This window comes from Acinetobacter sp. ANC_7635 (assembly GCF_056779945.1).
In genome coordinates, this window is sequence record NZ_JBWYIS010000009.1 from 1 (window position 1) to 17,260 (window position 17,260).

Consider the following 17,260-nt stretch of genomic DNA (forward strand, 5'->3'; position numbering starts at 1 on the left):
CTTCAGCGATATCTTTATCTGTATCACCAGAAGCCAACACCCAAAGTACAGGGACGCTGTCACGCAGACGGCCACCTAACACTTCAGACAGAGGCAAGCCTAAACGTTGAGCTTGAATATCGAGTAAAGCAGTTTGAATGGCACATTTTGCAAAACGGTTGCCATTAATATTCTTCTTCAACACTTGCATAATTTGAGCAACGTTGAGATCAGTAAAAGTTTTGAGTAGTGGAGCAAAATAAGTATCGATATTGGTTTTGATACTTTCAGGGCTTTCTTCGCCATAGCCTAAGCCACCGATGGTGGTTGCTTCGCCCCAACCAATGAAACCATCCGAAGTTTCGATTTTAATGAGGACTAAGGTTTGAGTTTGCATCGTTGCGACCGCCATCTTGTGTGGGCGGATCGTCGGGATTTCAACGAGCAAGGTTTCAATATTTTTGTACATGCAGCAATATATTCCATTAATATATGCTAAATACCTTATTTGAAATAAAGTATTGAAAATAGAGGTTAGGTAGTATATTAAAATACTAAAAAAGTATGGATTAAGGAAATTTCAATGGAATTAAGAACATTAAAGTATTTTGCTACGGTGGTCGAAGAAAAAAGTATTACAAAAGCTGCTGAAAAGTTATGTATTGCACAACCACCACTTACTCGACAAATCAAAAACTTAGAGTCAGAGTTAGGTGTCGTATTATTTGAAAGAGGCATGAGACCGATTAAAACAACTGAAGTTGGAGAATTTTTTTACCAATATGCTGTACAGATACTGACCTTAACAGCACATGCTAAATCGATGGTAAATCGATATAAAGTGACAGATACAACGGTACGAATTGGATATGTTGGTTCGCTTTTTTATTGGAAATTACCTGAGATCATTGATTATTTAAGAAAGCATATTGCAAATATAAAAGTTGAATTAGTGGAATGCGGAACCAGGGACCAGGTAGAAGCTTTGAAATTGGGAAAAATTGATATTGGGTTTGGTCGATTAGGAATTAGTGATCCTTCAATAAAAAGAATAGTGATCGAAAGAGAGCAACTTTTTTTAGCAGTGCACAAAGATCATACATTAGTGACCCAAAATGTTAAGGAAGTACATTTATCACAATTGGTCAACGAACATATTTATATATATCCAAATACTCCTAAACCAAACTTCTCAACTTTTGTTCAAGGAATATTCTCTGAACTTGACTTAATACCCCAAAATCTGATCGAGACGAGAGAAATCCATATGGCATTGGGGATGGTGTCATCTGGTGAGGGGGGGTGTATTATTCCAAAGAGTGCATGCTCTATAGGTATGAAAAATTTGAAATTTATACCAATTCTAGATAATGAGGCTGAAAGTCCAATTACAGTTGCCTATAGAAGTATCGATAATAATGAATACATCAAACAAATATTAGATTATCTAGACGAATTGAAGAGCATGAACTAATTTTTTTTAGATTAGATTAATATAAAATACCTATTTATATGTAATATTTAATGGAAAAATAAATAGAATAATAGTGTTAAAAATGATATTTATTTTATAAATCAGCATAAATTGGCATGGATTTGTCATAGGGATAGCGCTGATCTATAAAATATTTAGGATGATTTCGATGGGAAAAATTTCCGAGTTAAAGAGCAATGATGCAAAAAAGAAGGATATTTATGCTTGGTATGTTGTAATACTTTGCATGGTTGCATATATATTTTCTTTTATCGATCGTCAAATTTTGGCTTTGATGATTGAACCGATAAAAGCAGATTTGAATTTAACAGACACGCAATTTAGTCTACTCCATGGACTAGCTTTTTCTTTATTTTATGCATTCATGGGTCTGCCGCTGGCTTATATCGCAGATCGATTCTCAAGACCAAAATTAATTGCTGCCGGGATTGTATTTTGGAGCATTGCAACAGCTTTATGTGGTTTAAGTAAGAACTTTATCCAGTTGTTTTTGAGCAGAATGGGAGTAGGAATTGGTGAAGCTGCTTTGTCACCTGCAGCCTATTCAATGTTTAGTGATATGTTTGCAAAAGATAAATTGGGTCGAGCTGTCGCTATTTATTCGATTGGTTCTTTTGTTGGTGGAGGAATCGCATTCTTAGTAGGTGGTTTTGTCATTGGATTACTCAAGGACATGTCTCTTATCGCTGTACCCTTATTGGGAATGTTAAAGGCATGGCAAGTAGCGTTTATTTTAGTGGGTTTACCAGGAGTCATTATTGGCATATTGGTACTTTTAACTGTTAAAGATCCTAAGCGTAAAGGGCAAATGGTCGATGCGCAGGGGAACGTAGTAAAAGTGAAGCTTAGTGATACTTTTAAATTCCTGAAAAAGCATAAAAAAACATTTACATGTCATTATTTGGGATTTACTTTTTATGCCATGGCATTGTTTTGCTTAATTAGCTGGACACCTGCATTTTACATACGACATTACAATATGACAGCTACTGAAGTGGGCTATATGTTGGGTGCCGTGTTACTGATTTCAAATACTTTAGGTGTATTTGCGGCTGGTTGGATGAATGATTATTTTATTCAAAAAGGCAGAAAAGATTCGCCTATGTTTGTGGGTGTGATTGGAATCGTAGGTCTGATTATTCCAATGATTTTGTTTTCACAAGTTAATGAATTATGGCTATCAGTTACATTGTTGGTTGTTGCAATGTTTTTCGCTTCTTTCCCAATGCCGATCTCAACAACAGCAATGCAAATGCTTTCGCCAAATCAATTACGTGCCCAAATCTCATCTATCTTTTTACTCATCAGTAATTTGATTGCTTTAGGTATTGGTACCACATTAGTGGCTTTAATTACGGATCGTATTTTTGAAAATCCTTTAATGGTCGGTTCATCGATATCTATCGTTGGTGCAATATCATGCGTATTGTGCTTTGTATTATTGAAAGTGGGTTGTAAATCCTTCGAAAATAGTTTGCAAGTTGAGTCTAAATAAATCATGTCTGAATAAAATAATGAGGGTACACCTATCATGTATTTATCGAATCTGAAACTTTTAAAGAAATTCAACTTATTGTCTTCAAAAGATTATTTTCAGATTAAAGATGTGATAGGACAATACTTGTGCCCTCATCAATTTGAAGTATTGAATGATGAATCTTTAGAAGTAAAATTAAGTGGGTTTTCATTTGGTCAAGTTGCACTATTTGAATTAAGTTACAATGCTCCAGTTCAAATTAGTTTTGGTGCTGAGTGTCAAAGTTATCTGTTTAGATTTAATTTGGAAGGGGAATGTAAAGTCAAATATGATCATTCAACTTATCAACAACGTCCTGGATTACTTACAGTTTCTCATCCTCATTTTGAAAATAGAATTGAACTCCAAGCCAAATGTAGAAATATCATATTAAAAATTGATCATGAGTTGATCAACACTGTTTTATATCGCTTGTTGGGGTATATCCCTCAAAAAAATCTTATTTTCGATAGTGGCATTTCCTATACATCTGAAGAAAGAATTTCAATTTTAGAAACACTGAACTACTTATGCTTTGCATATTCAAATATTGAAAACTGGTGGCAAATTTCTGATAGCTTTAGTTCATATTTGACTGAGTTATTACTGATCAAAATTCCACATAATTTCAGTGAACGAATCGCAGATAAAAAATATCAACTCATCCCAAGTTATATCAAAAATGCAGCTCATTTGATTGAGCAACATTATATGGAAGCAATCTCGATTGAGGAAGTTGCGAGGCTTGTAAAAGTCTCGGTAAGAACGCTTCAAAAGGGATTTAATACCTATTTGAACCAAACGCCTCTCAGTTTCATGACATCAATCAAATTGGACCGAGTTCATCAAGAACTTAAACACACTCAGGTTGATCAGCCTATAATTGATATCTTCAATGCTCATGGTGTAAGAAGCTTTGGACACTTTACTCGGCTTTATAAAAAACGTTATGGATGCACGCCTTCAGAAACCGTGAAACAAAACAAATTAATAGAAATAAATTCGTAATTCGAATAGCAGTACCGCTTTTTGACGCGAGCAAAAAGAAGAATCTTTCCTACTATCACAATACACAATAAATATGTAAGGGAAGAAAATGAAAATCACAGTTCTCGGCGGTGGACATGGATGTTATGCATCAGCAGTGGAAATGGCGGAAAAAAATCACGAAGTTAAATTATGGCGAAGAGATCGAGATTCACTAAAAGAATTAGCGAAATATGGTGAGCTTACTGTAAAAGACTTTCGTGGCACTAGAACAGTATCTGTTGGGGATGAACATCAAAAAATTCAACTTGAAACTGATTTATCCAAAGCTATTGAAAACGCTGAATTGATTATTATTCCTTTACCCGCAACAAGCCATGAAGATTTATCGATTGAAATAGCACCCTACTTAACATCTGGTCAAGTCGTATTTTTACCACCAGGTACTTTTGGAACATACCTATTTGCTCAAGCAATGCTTAAAGTTGGGAATAAGTCTGACGTGGCTTTTGCAGAAACGGGTACGTTGCCATATTTAGTAAGAAAACATAGTCCGAATTCTATCGTGATTAGTGTATATGCGACGAGATTGCCTACTGGGGTCTATCCAGCAAAATTAAAAGATCATGCTATTAGAGTATTAAAGCAAGCTTATGACAGCATCGAGTCTATAGAGGATGCTTTGAGTGGAGCTTTAATGAATGCAGGACCCATTATTCATCCTCCATTAATTATGCTCAATGCTGCACCTTTAGAACATTTTGATGTATGGGATATTCATAATGAAGGTACTCAACCTTCAGTGAGGAGAGTAACGAGCTTATTAGATCAAGAGCGAATGAATATTCGTGAAGCATTGGGATACTCGAAACAGCATTTCCCACTCGCAGATCACTACAATAAAGAGGGTGAAGGAGATGAGTGGATGTATGGTAGGGGGGCACATGGTAAGTTGACTGACAGTGGCGATTGGCGCGAGAAAATAGATTTACATTCCCATAGGTATATGCTCGAAGACACACGATTAGGCCTGTCATTTATTGTATCGGTTGGTAAGTATGTTGGAGTCAAAACGCCGATTGCTGAAGGGCTTCTGAATATCGCATCATCAATTACTGGTAGGGATTTGTATAGTGAGGGTCGCACTCTTGAAAATTTAGGGTTATTTGATTTAACACAGCAACAATTAAAACACCTGTTGAACTCCGGAGAGAAATCTGCATGATTAAAAATATTATTATTGTAGGTGCAGGCAGAATGGGTAATGCGATTGCGATCGCATTCGCATATGCAGGAATTGAGATTGCACTTGTAGATGTAAAAGATCGAAACCCAGCAGAAAAAAATGAATTTCTGCAAAAATGGAATGACAGCCTCGAACAAGAGTTGCATCTCTTAGAACATATCGGGATGTTAGTGAATGATCAATGTAAAGTATTAAAAGAAAGAATTCATTTCTATTTCAAAGATAATCAAACTATTGATTGGAAAAATTGTGAATTAATTATTGAAGGTGTACCTGAAATAATGACCCATAAACAACATTGTTTTCGGTGGTTAGAACCCTTAATTTCTAAAAACTGTATTGTAGCATCAACGACTTCGACCTTTTTGGTCACTGATATAGCAAAATTAATTTCTCATCCAGAACGTATTGTTAATGCGCATTGGCTTAATCCTGGGTATTTAATGCCTTTAGTTGAGCTAAGCCGATCGGAGCATACTGCTGATATAGCAGTAGAAAAACTAAAAACATTACTTGAGGCAATTGGTAAAGTCCCAGTGATTTGTAATGCAGTTGCTGGATACATTGTTCCAAGAATTCAAGCATTAGCAATGAATGAAGCAGCGAGAATGGTTGAAGAACACGTAGCAAGTGCTGAGGATATTGATAAAGCGATTCGTACAGGTTTTGGTTTGCGTTTTTCAGTGTTAGGAATGTTAGAGTTTATCGATTGGGGAGGAGGAGATATTCTGTATCATGCTTCAGAGTATTTGAGAGAAGAACTTGGTGAGCGTTACAAAGCCCCTGATATTATCAAAAAAAATATGCGCGAAAATAGAAATGGCATTAGAGAACTATCAGGTTTTTACAAATATGAAAGTATGGATATTTATCAATATAAACTAAATGTCATATCAAAATTCGCTGAAAATTTGCGATTTAATCAGCTTATTCCACAATATGAAATTATGAAATAAGCGTTAGTAGGTAAAAAGATTTTAGTCTTTTTACCTATTTGGCATTAAATTGAATATTTTCTTTAATTGTAAATTTAGTGACTCAAGTTCTTGTTCATCAAAAGAATTTAATATACCAGCTAAAGTAACACGATTGATCTGATTAATTTCATCCACAAGACCATATCCTTTTTCAGTGAGCTTCACCATAGAAATCCTTTCATCATGAGGGGATGAGAAAACTTCAACTATCCCTTCTTCGACTAATCTATAGATTGCCTTAGTTGCAGTTGTTAATTTGATTGTTGCTAAATTTGCTATTTCAGTGATATTGGCTTCACCGAGAGCATTTGTACTCAAAATGATTTTTCTTTTTGTATTATCGAGACCTATTTTTTTTAAAGATTTATCAATCAATTGGGAATACTTACCATTAACTTGAGATATCCAAAAAAATGGAAAATTTTCCAAACTTTTGGGATCGTTATTTGGCAAATAATTTTCAAAATTTTTTAACATGAGCAGCAATTAAACTTAAAAAAATATAATTGATTATACAAGAAAAAAGACAAAGATTATTTTATTTCAAAATAACTTGACAAATACATTAATTTTTCAGATATTGATGTTGAGTATAAAAATACATGGAAAAGTGAATTGAATATTATATCTAGAAGTCTCTCTTTAGGAGATGGAAAAATTAGAGTCGTGGTTAAAGACTCAATTGATATACAAAATGAAGTGACGACACTTGGAACTCAGGCGCGCAGTGGAGCATGCCCTGCATTTTCACATGCTGAAATTATAAAAAATATACTCAGCAGTGATTGCAAAATTATTGGAAAAACTCATCTTCATGAACTCGCATTCGGTATAACTGGAATAAACAAAAACTTCGGAACACCTTTAAATGTTAAATATCCGCAACTTATTCCTGGAGGCTCTTCCAGTGGTTCGGCTGCAGCTATTGCGGCAGATATAGCGGACTTCAGTATTGGTACGGATACAGGTGGCTCAATTCGTATGCCAGCCGCTTGCTGTGGAGTGTATGGATTAAAACCTTCATTTGGTCGTGTAAGTCGTGATGGTGTTTGGCCAAAAGATACCACTTTAGACTGCGTCGGACCATTCGCATCAGATATTAACAATCTGATTCTTGCTATGCAGATCATTGATCCTACATTTAAAGAAATCCAAATCGATCTACAACAGATTCAATTAGGAATATTACGTGTCGAAGCGGAATCTGAAATTTGGCGTGTCTTAGATGCTGAGTTAACAAAAATTGATTTACCTCAAAAAAATCTATTCATAGACAATATTGATGAAGCATATCAAGCAGGTATGTCGATCATTAATTACGAAACTTGGGGTGCATATCATGATCTTACTCAAACTGGACTTCTAGCCAATGATGTTCAGCAGCGTTTATTAAAAGCATCTGAAACCACTCAAAAAGATGTAGAAAATGCTGAATTAATAAGAACTCAATTCACAGAGCAGATCAATGATTTACTCAACAAAGTTGATGTTTTGATACTGCCGACACTACCTCAATTTCCACCTAAATTAGACGAAGCTGAAAATACTGTTGCTTTCCTCAATTTAACTAAGCTCGTGCGACCATTCAATCTATCGGGCCATCCAGCGCTTACGATTCCATATGAAACATCAAATGGCTTACCTGTCGGTATGCAATTAATTGCTAAGCATGGTGAAGATGAAAAATTGTGTGCTATTGCACAACACATTGTCGATATTACGAAGCATTCACAAGGAGGTGGCAAATGAGCAATTTAGCCAAAGATCAAACAGAGAGCTTGATTGATCTTGAAGAATTATGTCAAGAGATTAGACAGCGAGCGTGTTCAGGTGAATTTGACGAACAAGCATACGTGAGTCAAGACATTATTCAAAAACTGAAATCAATTGGGGTATATCGTGCTTTAGTTCCTAAACGTTTCGGTGGTGATGAGGTTTCACCGCGTACGTTTTGTGAACTTATTGAAAGGCTCTCCAAAGCAGATGGATCAGTAGGTTGGGTTGCAAGTTTTGGTATGAGCCCAGCTTATCTTGGGAGTTTACCTGAAGAGACACTTTCCGAACTTTATAAAAATGGTCCAGATATCGTTTTTGCTGGTGGAATTTTTCCACCGCAAGCTGCTCAAGTGACCAATGAGGGTTTAGTTGTAAAAGGCCGTTGGAAATTCTCAAGTGGTTGTAAAGGTGCAGATATCGTTGGTGTAGGCATTGCCCCGATCAAAGATAATGAATCTCATGGCTTACCACGTATGGCTGTTTTACCAGCGCATAAAGCACAAATTGAAATGACGTGGGATACAGTAGGTTTAAAAGGCACAGGTAGTCACGATCTCATTGTCGATAATGTACTTGTACCTGAGCATTGGACTTTTGTTCGGGGTGAGCCATCTAAACTCAGCGAACCATTTTTCAAATATCCATCCCTCTCTTTGGCGACTCAAGTCCTCACCGTAGTCGGAATTGGCGTAGCCTCGGCGTCATTGGAAGAATTTAGAAAATTAGCTCCAGGTAAGTCATCGATTACTGGAGGTGCAGAAATTGCTAATCGACCTATCACTCAGTACGAATTTGCGAAAGCTGAAGCTGAGTTCCTAGCTGCAAGAACATGGTTCTACAACACCATGGATATTGTATGGGAAGAAGTACTCAACGGGCGAAAACCTGCGCCACATTTAATTAGTGATATGCGTCTATCTTGTACACATGCTGCAAGAGTCTGTGCAAAGGTCACACGCAAAATGCAAATGTTAGCTGGGATGACTGCCATTTATACCAACCATCCATTTAGTCGCTTTGTGAATGACACGAATGTCGTGACACAGCATGCATTTATGGGTGATGCAACTTTACAAAATGCTGGTGCGATGAGCTTTGGGCTTAATCCGACACCTGGATATTTATAAATGACCGAAAAGAAGGAAATCGAAATGGAAGCTAAAAAATCATTACGCGTATTGTTCTGTATGGGGATTAACCAAAACTTCTTTGATGCAGAGCCAGCAGAAGCAAAGGCAGTATGGGCAGCATTTGGTGAAATGTGGAATGGTATCCATGATTTACCTGGCGTTCATGTATACGGCAACTTAGATGATGATCAAAGCATGGTAGGTGCAAGTACGGGTTGGCCTTGGACAACCTATTTATTGGCTGATGTACCTGATATTGAAACAGTTCATGCTGCATGTAATTTATTCCGTACGACTGTGGTCGGAGAAGGTCCATATAAACTTTGGAAGTATTGCAAAGTTGAAGCAAGAGTTGGTCGTGAATTAATTATTCAACGATAAGGATATCGATATGGTCGACTCTAATGAACTCAAAAGCATTCTTCAACGTCTTCAACAGTTGGAAGCGCAGAATCAAATTCGTAATTGCCTAAATCGCTATATGGAAATTTGTGATGAACTTAATCAAAACACAAATTTAGAAGCGCTGATGGATTTATTTGATCGTGAGTGTATTTGGGAGGGGGTAGGGAAAAAATACGCCCAGTCATTTGGTCGGCTTGAGTCTTGGCAGGCAGTATATGACATGTTTAAAACATACACGCTGAAGGACTCGCATTTTGTTATGAATGCACATTTTGTGAATTCTGAACAAATTTATATTGATGGTGATGTGGCTGTTGGTCACTGGTTGATGTTGCAAACATCAACTTTCAAAACGGGTGCAAGCCACTTGAATGCAGCCAAACTGACAATCCGTTTTAAGCAACAAAATAATGGCATTTGGAAAATCAAACACTTCCAAACAGAAAATATTTTCAGTCGACCAGTAACGCATTGGACCAGTGATGATGAGTTACCAGTACCGCAATCAAATTTAGTCGGTTGAGTTGCATAAACAGTTATAAGGGAATACATGATGAATAGTGCAATACCAGTTCAAAATATTGAAATTGATTACAATGAATTAGTTCAAAGTGACCGAGTGCATACCTCTTTATATAAAGATGCACAAATCTTTGAAGATGAAATGGAAAAAATTTTCTACAGCACTTGGGTTTGGGTTGCTCATGCAAGTGAAATTCCAGATGCTGGTAGTTATAAAACGATTAATATTGGTAAACAACCTGTAGTGGCTGTACGAGATCGTAAGAAAAAAGTTCACGTTTTACTCAACCGCTGTCGCCATCGTGCTGCTACAGTTTGTGAGCATAAAAAAGGCAAAACAAATAGCTTTGTATGTCCATATCATGGTTGGAGTTACGCTTTAGATGGTACATTGCGTGGCGTTCCTTCACCTGAAAGTTATGGCGAATGTTTAGATAAATCTGAATTTCCACTGATCAGCCTACGTGTAGAAGAATATAACGGCATGATCTTTGCGACCTTCAAAGACGATATTGAGCCATTAGAAGACTTTTTAGGTGCTGCGAAAAAGTGGATTGATCTATTCATGAAGCAAGGCGCAGGTTATCCAGTCAAAGTATTAGGTGAACATCGTTTTACATTCCCAGGTAACTGGAAGATTCAGTTGGAAAATACAACTGACGCGTATCATTTCCCATTGGTTCATAAATCATTCTTAAGTTCTGTAGACGAAAAAACAGAAGAGCTTTTCAACTTTGAAAATCAACCAGGCTATGTTGAAGATCTAGGAAATGGTCACAGCGTGATGGTGATGATTCCAGAACTGGTAGATCTTGATGAAGAGTTGATGGAGCGACCAATCCAAGAGCGTTTTGAAGAACTTGCCCAAGCGCTACGTGAAGAAGGTCATGAGGAACTGGAAGTTCGTCGAATTTGCCGTGCTGTCGGTGGTTCGGGCTTTAACTTAAATATTTTCCCTAACATTGCATGTTCTATGGCGTTCTTCCGTGTAATGCAACCATTAGCGGTAGATAAAACTGAAATTCATCACTCAGTGATTACGATGGATGGTGGACCACAAATTGCCAACCAATATCGCCTACGTCTACATGAACATTTCCAAGGTCCTTTCGGTTTTGGTACGCCAGATGATGCGGAAGCTTGGGAGCGTGTACAGCATGGTGCAAATGCGGGCAATGATCTTTGGATCATGTTGAACCGTGGTTTACCAGGAGAAGTCAAAACTGAAGATGGTCTGAAGAGTGACGTGAGTGCTGAAACAGGCATGCGTGGCGCTTACCAACAATGGAAAAAGTTGATGACGGCTTAAGGGGAAGAGCATGAAAATTAATTTAAATCTTTTGAACGAAGTAACAGCATTCATTTGGGCTGAAGCTGACATGTTAGATCATTCAGAGTATCAAGCATGGTTAAATTTATGGAATGAAAATGGCAAATACATCATTCCAATTGATCCATCATTGACAGATTACGAAAACCATTTGAACTATGCATATGACAATCACCACATGCGTCAATTACGTGTAGAGCGTTTAGAAAATGGTGAAGCAATCTCGACAGCTCCCAAGGCCAATACTGTTCGTAGCCTGTCACGTGTGCGAATTATTGAAGAAACTGATCACAAGATAATTTTACGCTGTGCACAAAATTTAAGAGAGTTCCGCAAAGAAAATTTACGTCATTACACTGCTGATGTGATTTATGAGCTAATACGTCAAGAGAATGGCGAACTCAAAATAGACCGTAAAATTATCAATCTAGTCAATTCGACAGATACCTTAGCTGGTATCAGTTACATTCTATAGGAGGTGACCATGTCACAAGTTGTTTTGGTTACTGGTGCTGCCTCTGGTTTAGGTAATGTGATTGCTGAATATTTTGCTGAACAAGGGCATCAAGTTATTTTAACTGCAAGTACCTTAGAAAAAGCGGAAAGTGCTAAAGCTGCGAGTCAGTATCCATCGCAAATGTATCCCTTAAAACTGGATATATCAGTAGAGCAGGACTTTAGAGAAGCAGTGAGTTGGATTGAAACTCATTTCAACAAGTTGGATGTTTTAATCAATAACGCCACAGTAACTAAAGCAACTCCTGTCCTTGAAATCACTGCTAGTGATTTTGATTGGGTGACACAAGTCAACCAACGAGGAACCTTTCAGTCATGCCAAATTATTGGTCAATATATGGCATCTAAAGGCTTTGGTCGAATTATCAACATGGCTTCATTGGCTGGTCAGAATGGTGGTACTGCAACGGGAGCGCATTATGCAGCTTCAAAAGGGGCAATCGTAACTTTGACTAAAATTTTTGCAAAAGAATTTGCCGCTAAAGGTGTGACGGTAAATGCCGTAGCACCAGGACCAATGGAGTCTCCAATAGTACACAGCGTTGTTTCAGATGAAAAAATGGAAGCGTTTATCAATAACATTCCTGTCAAGGCTTTAGGCAGTATGAGTTTTATCGCTGAAACTTGTGCTTTGTTAGCATCCCCACAAGCAGCTTTTGTGACAGGAGCAACATGGGATATTAACGGAGGACTATTTATGCGCTAAGCATTTGCTTAGTCATAAAGGGGGAAAACTATGAACGAAAAATACTCCGTAATTGTCAATAAAAGATCAGTAGAAGCGGAAAATGTTGTTGTCTTAGATTTAATTTCAGCAACTGAGTTTCCATTACCTGAAATCGAAGCTGGATCACATATTGATCTATTCCTGCCTAATGGGTTAATCCGTCAGTATTCTCTATGTCAAGATCCTAGCTTAAAAGGTGTTTTTCGACTAGGGATCTTAAAAGACGAAGCATCAAGAGGGGGGTCACTGTCGGCGTTTAATGACATCTTTGAAGGGATGCAACTACAAGTCAGCCATCCTAAAAATTTGTTCCCATTGTTAGATGCATCTCACAGCGTTTTAGTTGGTGGTGGTATTGGGATTACACCGTTAATTACCATGGCTTATGATTTATTGAATAAGAATAAGTCATTTGAATTGCATTATTGTGCAGCCTCTAAACAAACTGCTGCATTTGTAGATGAAATCAAGCAAGGTCCCTTAGCGAGTTATACAACTTTCCATTTTAAAGATGATGGTGCAAATCATCGTGAATTTTTTGATCACGCAATGAAAGATATTGCCAAAGATTCACATTTATATACCTGTGGTCCTAATGGATTTATGGATTGGATTATTAATCTTGCTGAGTCTAAGGGTTTTAGTTCCGATCAATTACATAAAGAATATTTTCAGGTAGATATTGATTTAGGTGGCGCTAGTTTTGAAGTTGTTGCACAACAAAGTGGTAAAACGATTCAAGTAGCTCCAGAGGAAACTATTCTGCAAGCTTTAGCGCGAGAAGGGATTAAAGTCGAGTTATCGTGCGAACAGGGCGTTTGTGGAACGTGTATGTGTGATGTGCTTGAAGGCGAACCCGATCATCGAGACGTCTACTTTACTGACGAAGAAAAAGAAAGTAATGAGCAGATTTTAGTGTGTTGTTCTCGATCAAAAACACCGAGATTAGTTTTAGATATTTAATAGTTGAATTGCCATCATGGAAGGTCATTTTGGGATTCAGGAGAAGGGAATGAATAGTTATCAAAAATCGGAAGAACAAGCTATTGATCCGATGAAATTCCGCAGAGCACTCGGTAATTTTGCAACTGGGGTTACTATTATTACAGCGCAAAATGCGCAAGGTGAAAAAGTGGGTGTAACTGCCAATAGTTTTAACTCAGTTTCATTAGACCCACCTTTAATCTTGTGGAGTATTGATAAAAAATCGACCAGTTTTGAAGTTTTTAAAAACTCTAGTCATTTTGCAGTCAATATTTTATCTGGATCACAAATCGAGGTATCGAATAAATTTGCTAAACGCAATATTGATAAATTCGAAGGAGCAAACTACCGTTTGGGTTTAGGTAATGCTCCAGTTCTGGAAAATTGCTCTGCTGTTTTTGAATGTGAATTATTTCAAATTGTAGAAGGCGGGGATCACTGGATTATTATTGGAAAGGTCGTTAATTTTCAAGATGAAGGTCGTAGTCCATTAGTATATCACCAGGGTGCGTACTCAGCAGTAACACCACACCCAATGTTAAGAATTAAAGATTCAAATCCAGTCCAAACTGATGATTTGGGTCAACTATATCAAGGTAACTTATATAATAATGTTGCCTATCTCATGAGTCGAGCATTCAAGTTTTATCAAAATGATTACATCCCAAAGCAATTAGTCACAGGTTTTAGAACGAGTGAAGCTCGAATGCTTTTAGTGCTAGGCAGTGGTGCAAGTTCATGCAAAGATGATTTACCACGTGATATAGCAATGCCTATGCGAGAAATAGAAAGAGCAGCGGAAATCCTTAAGAAGGATGAGCTACTAGTCGAAACAGAAGAATTCTACCAATTAACGGATAAAGGTAAAAAAACCGCACATTATTTATTTGATATAGCTGATGAGCATCAAAATGAAGTATTTGCAAAATACAGTGACCAAGAAAAGAATACCTTTATCACCATTCTAAAAGATATTGCGGGTATTCATTAAATCAAATTGGGCTAAATGTTAGATCATTTGGCCTTTTTTTCAATCTATGAAGATTTAAAAGGGATTTAATTATTAATTAAGGTATATAAATATACTTAAAAGAAAATTGAATTTTCTATGGAATTGGAAAAGAATTGGGTTGAATATATGAAATTTCATATAGCTGAATAGAAAAAATTAAACAGGGTTGAGTGAGAAAATCAGTAAAAAACTAAGGGGAAGTTGAGTGAAAAAGTTACCTACATTTGCAATACTAGCAATTTGCTGTAATACAGCAGTTTATGCGGACTTGGTAAAAGATAGTCAAACGACAATAAATTTAAGAAATTTCTTTATTGATCGAAATAACACAACACAGCCTGATGTTGGTAGTTGGTCACAAGCATTAGGTCTAAAGTTTAGTTCAGGTTATACCAATACACCCATTCAGGTGGGTTTTGACGTGACTTCAAGTTACGCACTAAGATTATCAAATCATAATGCTGAAAGGTCTGATTCGATCTTACCATTTGATCCCATAAAAAATGAGCAAGAACGTAGTTATAATAAATTTGGTGCAACCTTAAAGCTGAAATATAAAGATTCTGAGCTATTAGTTGGGGAACTTTCGCCAAAAACACCTGTTGCATTTATTGATGATTCACGTCAGTTGGTGACAACATATGCTGGTGCGGCATTTGAAACCAAAGCCATTCAAGATTTAAAACTGTCTGCTGGACGAATCACGCATATTAATGCGCGTAATGATGATGAGTTTGAAAAACTAAGCTTGTTTGCACCAGGTAAAGCAAGAATAGAAAGTAATGGTTTAAGTTATGTTGGTTTAGACTATAATTTTAGCCCTAAAATTTCAGGCTCTTACTGGTTTGGTCAGCTGGAAGATATTTATAACCAACATTATTTAAATGCAGCATATAACACTCAAATTGGCGACTCTAAAATCAAATTAGATGCACGTTATTTCCATAACAGTGAAGCTGGTGACAAATACTATGGAAACATAGATAGCAAAACATTTGGCGTTCAGGCCAACATTCAAAATGGCTCACATAGTTTTGCTGCAGGTGTTCAAAAAAATTCCGGGGATACCAATTTTCCAACATTTGATGGATTCGCTCCTCAACCTTTCCTACATACTTGGTCAACTTTAGGTTTCATCAAACCTGAAGAACTTACTTATCATGCACTTTATTCTTATGACTTTAAAAATGTTGGTTTGCCGGGTTTAAGAACGACTTTGCGTTATTTATATGGTACGAACATAGAGCGTAATGGCCTACCAGATAATAAAGAAACTGAAGCTAATTTCATTGTCGGCTACACCGTTCCAGAAGGGTCTTTTAAAGGGTTGGGTATAGAATGGAGGTATATCGACACGACTACTAAATATGGTGCAGGAACAACCAATGGTAATGATTTTGTTGAAAATCGAATCATTACTACATATAGCTATAAATTCTAATTACATAAACAGTTAATGGACAAACTGGAGATTATATGATGTTTAAAAAATTATTATTATCAACAAGCTTAATCGCAATTGCCACTTATGCTCAAGCTGATATCACGATTGGAGTTGTGACATCATCATCCGGACCTGTAGCAATGGTAGGTATACCACAAAAAAATACAGTTGCTTTATTACCTAAAAAGATTGGTAATGAGAACGTTCGATATATTTCTCTTGATGATGCGAGTGATCCTACAGCATCTGTCAAAGCTGTCGAGAAACTAATTAAAGAAAACAAAGTTGATGCAATCATTGGTCCTTCTGGTTCACCAAATGCTTCTGCTGTGATTGGGACGATTGCTAAAGCGAAAGTACCTCTTCTTGCACCGGTTGGAACTTCTACGATAGTCATGCCAATGACGGATCAAAAAAAATGGGTGTTTAAGACCACTCAGAATGATGAAATCATCGCAGAAGCGCTTGTGCAAGATATGGTGAAGCGAAAAATTACAACTCTAGGATTTATCGGTACTGCTGATCCGTACGGAGAAAACTGGGGAAAAGTCTTAGCGAATTTAGCAAAGAAAAATGGGATTAAAATCGTTGCTCAAGAATCATTTCAACGTCAAGACACCTCTCTAACTGGTCAAGCGTTAAAACTCATAAGTAAAAAACCACAGGCAATTCTAGTTGCAGCACCAGGCAGTTCAGCAGTGCCTCCACAAACTGCTTTATATGATCGAGGCTATCGAGGGCAAATTTATCAAACGCATGGTGCGGCTTTAGATCAATATTTAAAAATGGGTGGCAAGAAAGTAGAAAATACGATTTTAGCTGCCAGTTTAATGCTTGTTTTAAATGAAGTATCTAATACACATCCTTCTAAGAAAATTGCTACTAAATATATCAATGATTATAAAGCAAAATATAAACAAACACCTGCAACCTTCGGGGCAAATGTGTATGACGCAGGTCTTTTGCTTGAAAAAGCTGTACCGACTGCTTTGAAAAAAGCAAAGCCTGGCACCGTGCAATTCCGTGAAGCTCTACGTGATGCATTGGAATCTACAAAAGAAGTCGCAGGAACTCAAGGCGTGTATAACATGAGCCCATCTGATCATAGTGGATTTGACAAGCGTGGGCGTGAAATGATCATTGTTAAAAATGGTCAGTGGAAACTACTGAAGTAAATTTAGCTTTTCATAAATGAACTCAGAGCGATATGCATA

The 17,260-nt window shown here is 37.0% G+C and carries 17 protein-coding genes and 1 pseudogene; 16 read left to right on the forward strand and 2 right to left on the reverse strand.

The genetic code is table 11. The features are described 5' to 3' along the window. Window positions 1-448, reverse strand: a pseudogene (locus AC1M89_RS10315) (muconate/chloromuconate family cycloisomerase); the annotation flags it as partial. A 114-nt stretch (window positions 449-562) separates the two neighbouring features. On the opposite strand from AC1M89_RS10315, the gene AC1M89_RS10320 reads away from it, so the two are divergent. The 5 genes from AC1M89_RS10320 (at window position 563) to AC1M89_RS10340 (ending at window position 6,179) form a co-directional block, all read left to right on the forward strand. Beyond that, window positions 563-1,453, forward strand: a complete 891-nt coding sequence (locus AC1M89_RS10320) for a LysR family transcriptional regulator (protein ID WP_035266330.1) — start codon at window positions 563-565, stop codon at window positions 1,451-1,453. 169 nt (window positions 1,454-1,622) lie between these two features. Continuing rightward, the gene (locus tag AC1M89_RS10325; RefSeq protein WP_481609099.1) at window positions 1,623-2,969 is read left to right on the forward strand and encodes a spinster family MFS transporter; all 1,347 of its coding nucleotides are present in this window, start codon (window positions 1,623-1,625) and stop codon (window positions 2,967-2,969) included. Window positions 2,970-3,005: 36 nt separating this feature from the next. Next, window positions 3,006-3,998 carry a helix-turn-helix transcriptional regulator gene (locus AC1M89_RS10330; RefSeq protein ID WP_481587688.1) on the forward strand — a complete coding sequence of 331 codons (993 nt, stop codon included), beginning with the start codon at window positions 3,006-3,008 and terminating at the stop codon, window positions 3,996-3,998. Between the two features lie 88 nt (window positions 3,999-4,086). After that, window positions 4,087-5,202 carry an NAD/NADP octopine/nopaline dehydrogenase family protein gene (locus tag AC1M89_RS10335; protein ID WP_481614191.1) on the forward strand — a complete coding sequence of 372 codons (1,116 nt, stop codon included), beginning with the start codon at window positions 4,087-4,089 and terminating at the stop codon, window positions 5,200-5,202. Beyond that, window positions 5,193-6,179, forward strand: a complete 987-nt coding sequence (locus AC1M89_RS10340; protein ID WP_481609139.1) for a 3-hydroxybutyryl-CoA dehydrogenase — start codon at window positions 5,193-5,195, stop codon at window positions 6,177-6,179. Before AC1M89_RS10335 ends, AC1M89_RS10340 begins: the two co-directional genes overlap by 10 nt. A 30-nt stretch (window positions 6,180-6,209) precedes the next feature. Here AC1M89_RS10340 and AC1M89_RS10345 read toward each other — a convergent pair whose 3' ends face one another. Further along, window positions 6,210-6,677 (reverse strand): MarR family winged helix-turn-helix transcriptional regulator, encoded by a 468-nt coding sequence (locus AC1M89_RS10345; protein ID WP_092767678.1) that lies wholly within the window; start codon window positions 6,675-6,677, stop codon window positions 6,210-6,212. A gap of 138 nt (window positions 6,678-6,815) precedes the next feature. On the opposite strand from AC1M89_RS10345, the gene AC1M89_RS10350 reads away from it, so the two are divergent. The 11 genes from AC1M89_RS10350 (at window position 6,816) to AC1M89_RS10400 (ending at window position 17,221) form a co-directional block, all read left to right on the forward strand. After that, window positions 6,816-7,949, forward strand: coding sequence for an amidase (locus AC1M89_RS10350; protein ID WP_481614192.1), 1,134 nt, complete (start codon window positions 6,816-6,818; stop codon window positions 7,947-7,949). After that, window positions 7,946-9,103: an acyl-CoA dehydrogenase family protein gene (locus tag AC1M89_RS10355; protein WP_092767682.1), complete on the forward strand. Its 1,158-nt coding sequence runs from the start codon at window positions 7,946-7,948 to the stop codon at window positions 9,101-9,103. Before AC1M89_RS10350 ends, AC1M89_RS10355 begins: the two co-directional genes overlap by 4 nt. Window positions 9,104-9,127: 24 nt before the next feature. Further along, window positions 9,128-9,487 (forward strand): hypothetical protein, encoded by a 360-nt coding sequence (locus AC1M89_RS10360; protein ID WP_035266405.1) that lies wholly within the window; start codon window positions 9,128-9,130, stop codon window positions 9,485-9,487. Between the two features lie 10 nt (window positions 9,488-9,497). After that, a complete protein-coding gene (locus AC1M89_RS10365) occupies window positions 9,498-10,034 on the forward strand; it encodes a nuclear transport factor 2 family protein (RefSeq protein ID WP_481614193.1) in 537 nt (178 codons plus the stop codon). Window positions 10,035-10,064: 30 nt separating this feature from the next. Next, window positions 10,065-11,342: an aromatic ring-hydroxylating oxygenase subunit alpha gene (locus AC1M89_RS10370; RefSeq protein WP_035266339.1), complete on the forward strand. Its 1,278-nt coding sequence runs from the start codon at window positions 10,065-10,067 to the stop codon at window positions 11,340-11,342. A gap of 10 nt (window positions 11,343-11,352) precedes the next feature. Continuing rightward, window positions 11,353-11,838 (forward strand): aromatic-ring-hydroxylating dioxygenase subunit beta, encoded by a 486-nt coding sequence (locus AC1M89_RS10375; RefSeq protein ID WP_092767687.1) that lies wholly within the window; start codon window positions 11,353-11,355, stop codon window positions 11,836-11,838. A 9-nt stretch (window positions 11,839-11,847) separates the two neighbouring features. Then, window positions 11,848-12,585 (forward strand): SDR family NAD(P)-dependent oxidoreductase, encoded by a 738-nt coding sequence (locus AC1M89_RS10380; protein ID WP_092767689.1) that lies wholly within the window; start codon window positions 11,848-11,850, stop codon window positions 12,583-12,585. 30 nt (window positions 12,586-12,615) lie between these two features. Continuing rightward, window positions 12,616-13,569: a PDR/VanB family oxidoreductase gene (locus AC1M89_RS10385; RefSeq protein WP_481614194.1), complete on the forward strand. Its 954-nt coding sequence runs from the start codon at window positions 12,616-12,618 to the stop codon at window positions 13,567-13,569. Between the two features lie 49 nt (window positions 13,570-13,618). Continuing rightward, entirely contained in the window at window positions 13,619-14,581 is a 963-nt protein-coding gene (locus tag AC1M89_RS10390) for a p-hydroxyphenylacetate 3-hydroxylase reductase component (protein WP_481590753.1), read from the forward strand. A gap of 226 nt (window positions 14,582-14,807) precedes the next feature. After that, on the forward strand, window positions 14,808-16,043 hold the full coding sequence (locus AC1M89_RS10395; RefSeq protein WP_481587681.1) for an OprD family outer membrane porin: 1,236 nt from the start codon (window positions 14,808-14,810) through the stop codon (window positions 16,041-16,043). Window positions 16,044-16,078: 35 nt separating this feature from the next. Then, window positions 16,079-17,221, forward strand: a complete 1,143-nt coding sequence (locus tag AC1M89_RS10400) for an ABC transporter substrate-binding protein (protein WP_481597781.1) — start codon at window positions 16,079-16,081, stop codon at window positions 17,219-17,221. Window positions 17,222-17,260: the final 39 nt, after the last annotated feature.

What these genes read in the sequence shown, in the direction of transcription:
- AC1M89_RS10320 (WP_035266330.1), top strand. Translation starts at nt 563, where the DNA reads ATGGAATTAAGAACATTAAAGTATTTTGCTACGGTGGTCGAAGAAAAA.
- AC1M89_RS10325 (WP_481609099.1), top strand. Translation starts at nt 1,623, where the DNA reads ATGGGAAAAATTTCCGAGTTAAAGAGCAATGATGCAAAAAAGAAGGAT.
- AC1M89_RS10330 (WP_481587688.1), top strand. Translation starts at nt 3,006, where the DNA reads ATGTATTTATCGAATCTGAAACTTTTAAAGAAATTCAACTTATTGTCT.
- AC1M89_RS10335 (WP_481614191.1), top strand. Translation starts at nt 4,087, where the DNA reads ATGAAAATCACAGTTCTCGGCGGTGGACATGGATGTTATGCATCAGCA.
- AC1M89_RS10345 (WP_092767678.1), bottom strand. Translation starts at nt 6,677, where the DNA reads ATGTTAAAAAATTTTGAAAATTATTTGCCAAATAACGATCCCAAAAGT.
- AC1M89_RS10355 (WP_092767682.1), top strand. Translation starts at nt 7,946, where the DNA reads ATGAGCAATTTAGCCAAAGATCAAACAGAGAGCTTGATTGATCTTGAA.
- AC1M89_RS10360 (WP_035266405.1), top strand. Translation starts at nt 9,128, where the DNA reads ATGGAAGCTAAAAAATCATTACGCGTATTGTTCTGTATGGGGATTAAC.
- AC1M89_RS10365 (WP_481614193.1), top strand. Translation starts at nt 9,498, where the DNA reads ATGGTCGACTCTAATGAACTCAAAAGCATTCTTCAACGTCTTCAACAG.
- AC1M89_RS10370 (WP_035266339.1), top strand. Translation starts at nt 10,065, where the DNA reads ATGAATAGTGCAATACCAGTTCAAAATATTGAAATTGATTACAATGAA.
- AC1M89_RS10375 (WP_092767687.1), top strand. Translation starts at nt 11,353, where the DNA reads ATGAAAATTAATTTAAATCTTTTGAACGAAGTAACAGCATTCATTTGG.
- AC1M89_RS10380 (WP_092767689.1), top strand. Translation starts at nt 11,848, where the DNA reads ATGTCACAAGTTGTTTTGGTTACTGGTGCTGCCTCTGGTTTAGGTAAT.
- AC1M89_RS10385 (WP_481614194.1), top strand. Translation starts at nt 12,616, where the DNA reads ATGAACGAAAAATACTCCGTAATTGTCAATAAAAGATCAGTAGAAGCG.
- AC1M89_RS10390 (WP_481590753.1), top strand. Translation starts at nt 13,619, where the DNA reads ATGAATAGTTATCAAAAATCGGAAGAACAAGCTATTGATCCGATGAAA.
- AC1M89_RS10400 (WP_481597781.1), top strand. Translation starts at nt 16,079, where the DNA reads ATGATGTTTAAAAAATTATTATTATCAACAAGCTTAATCGCAATTGCC.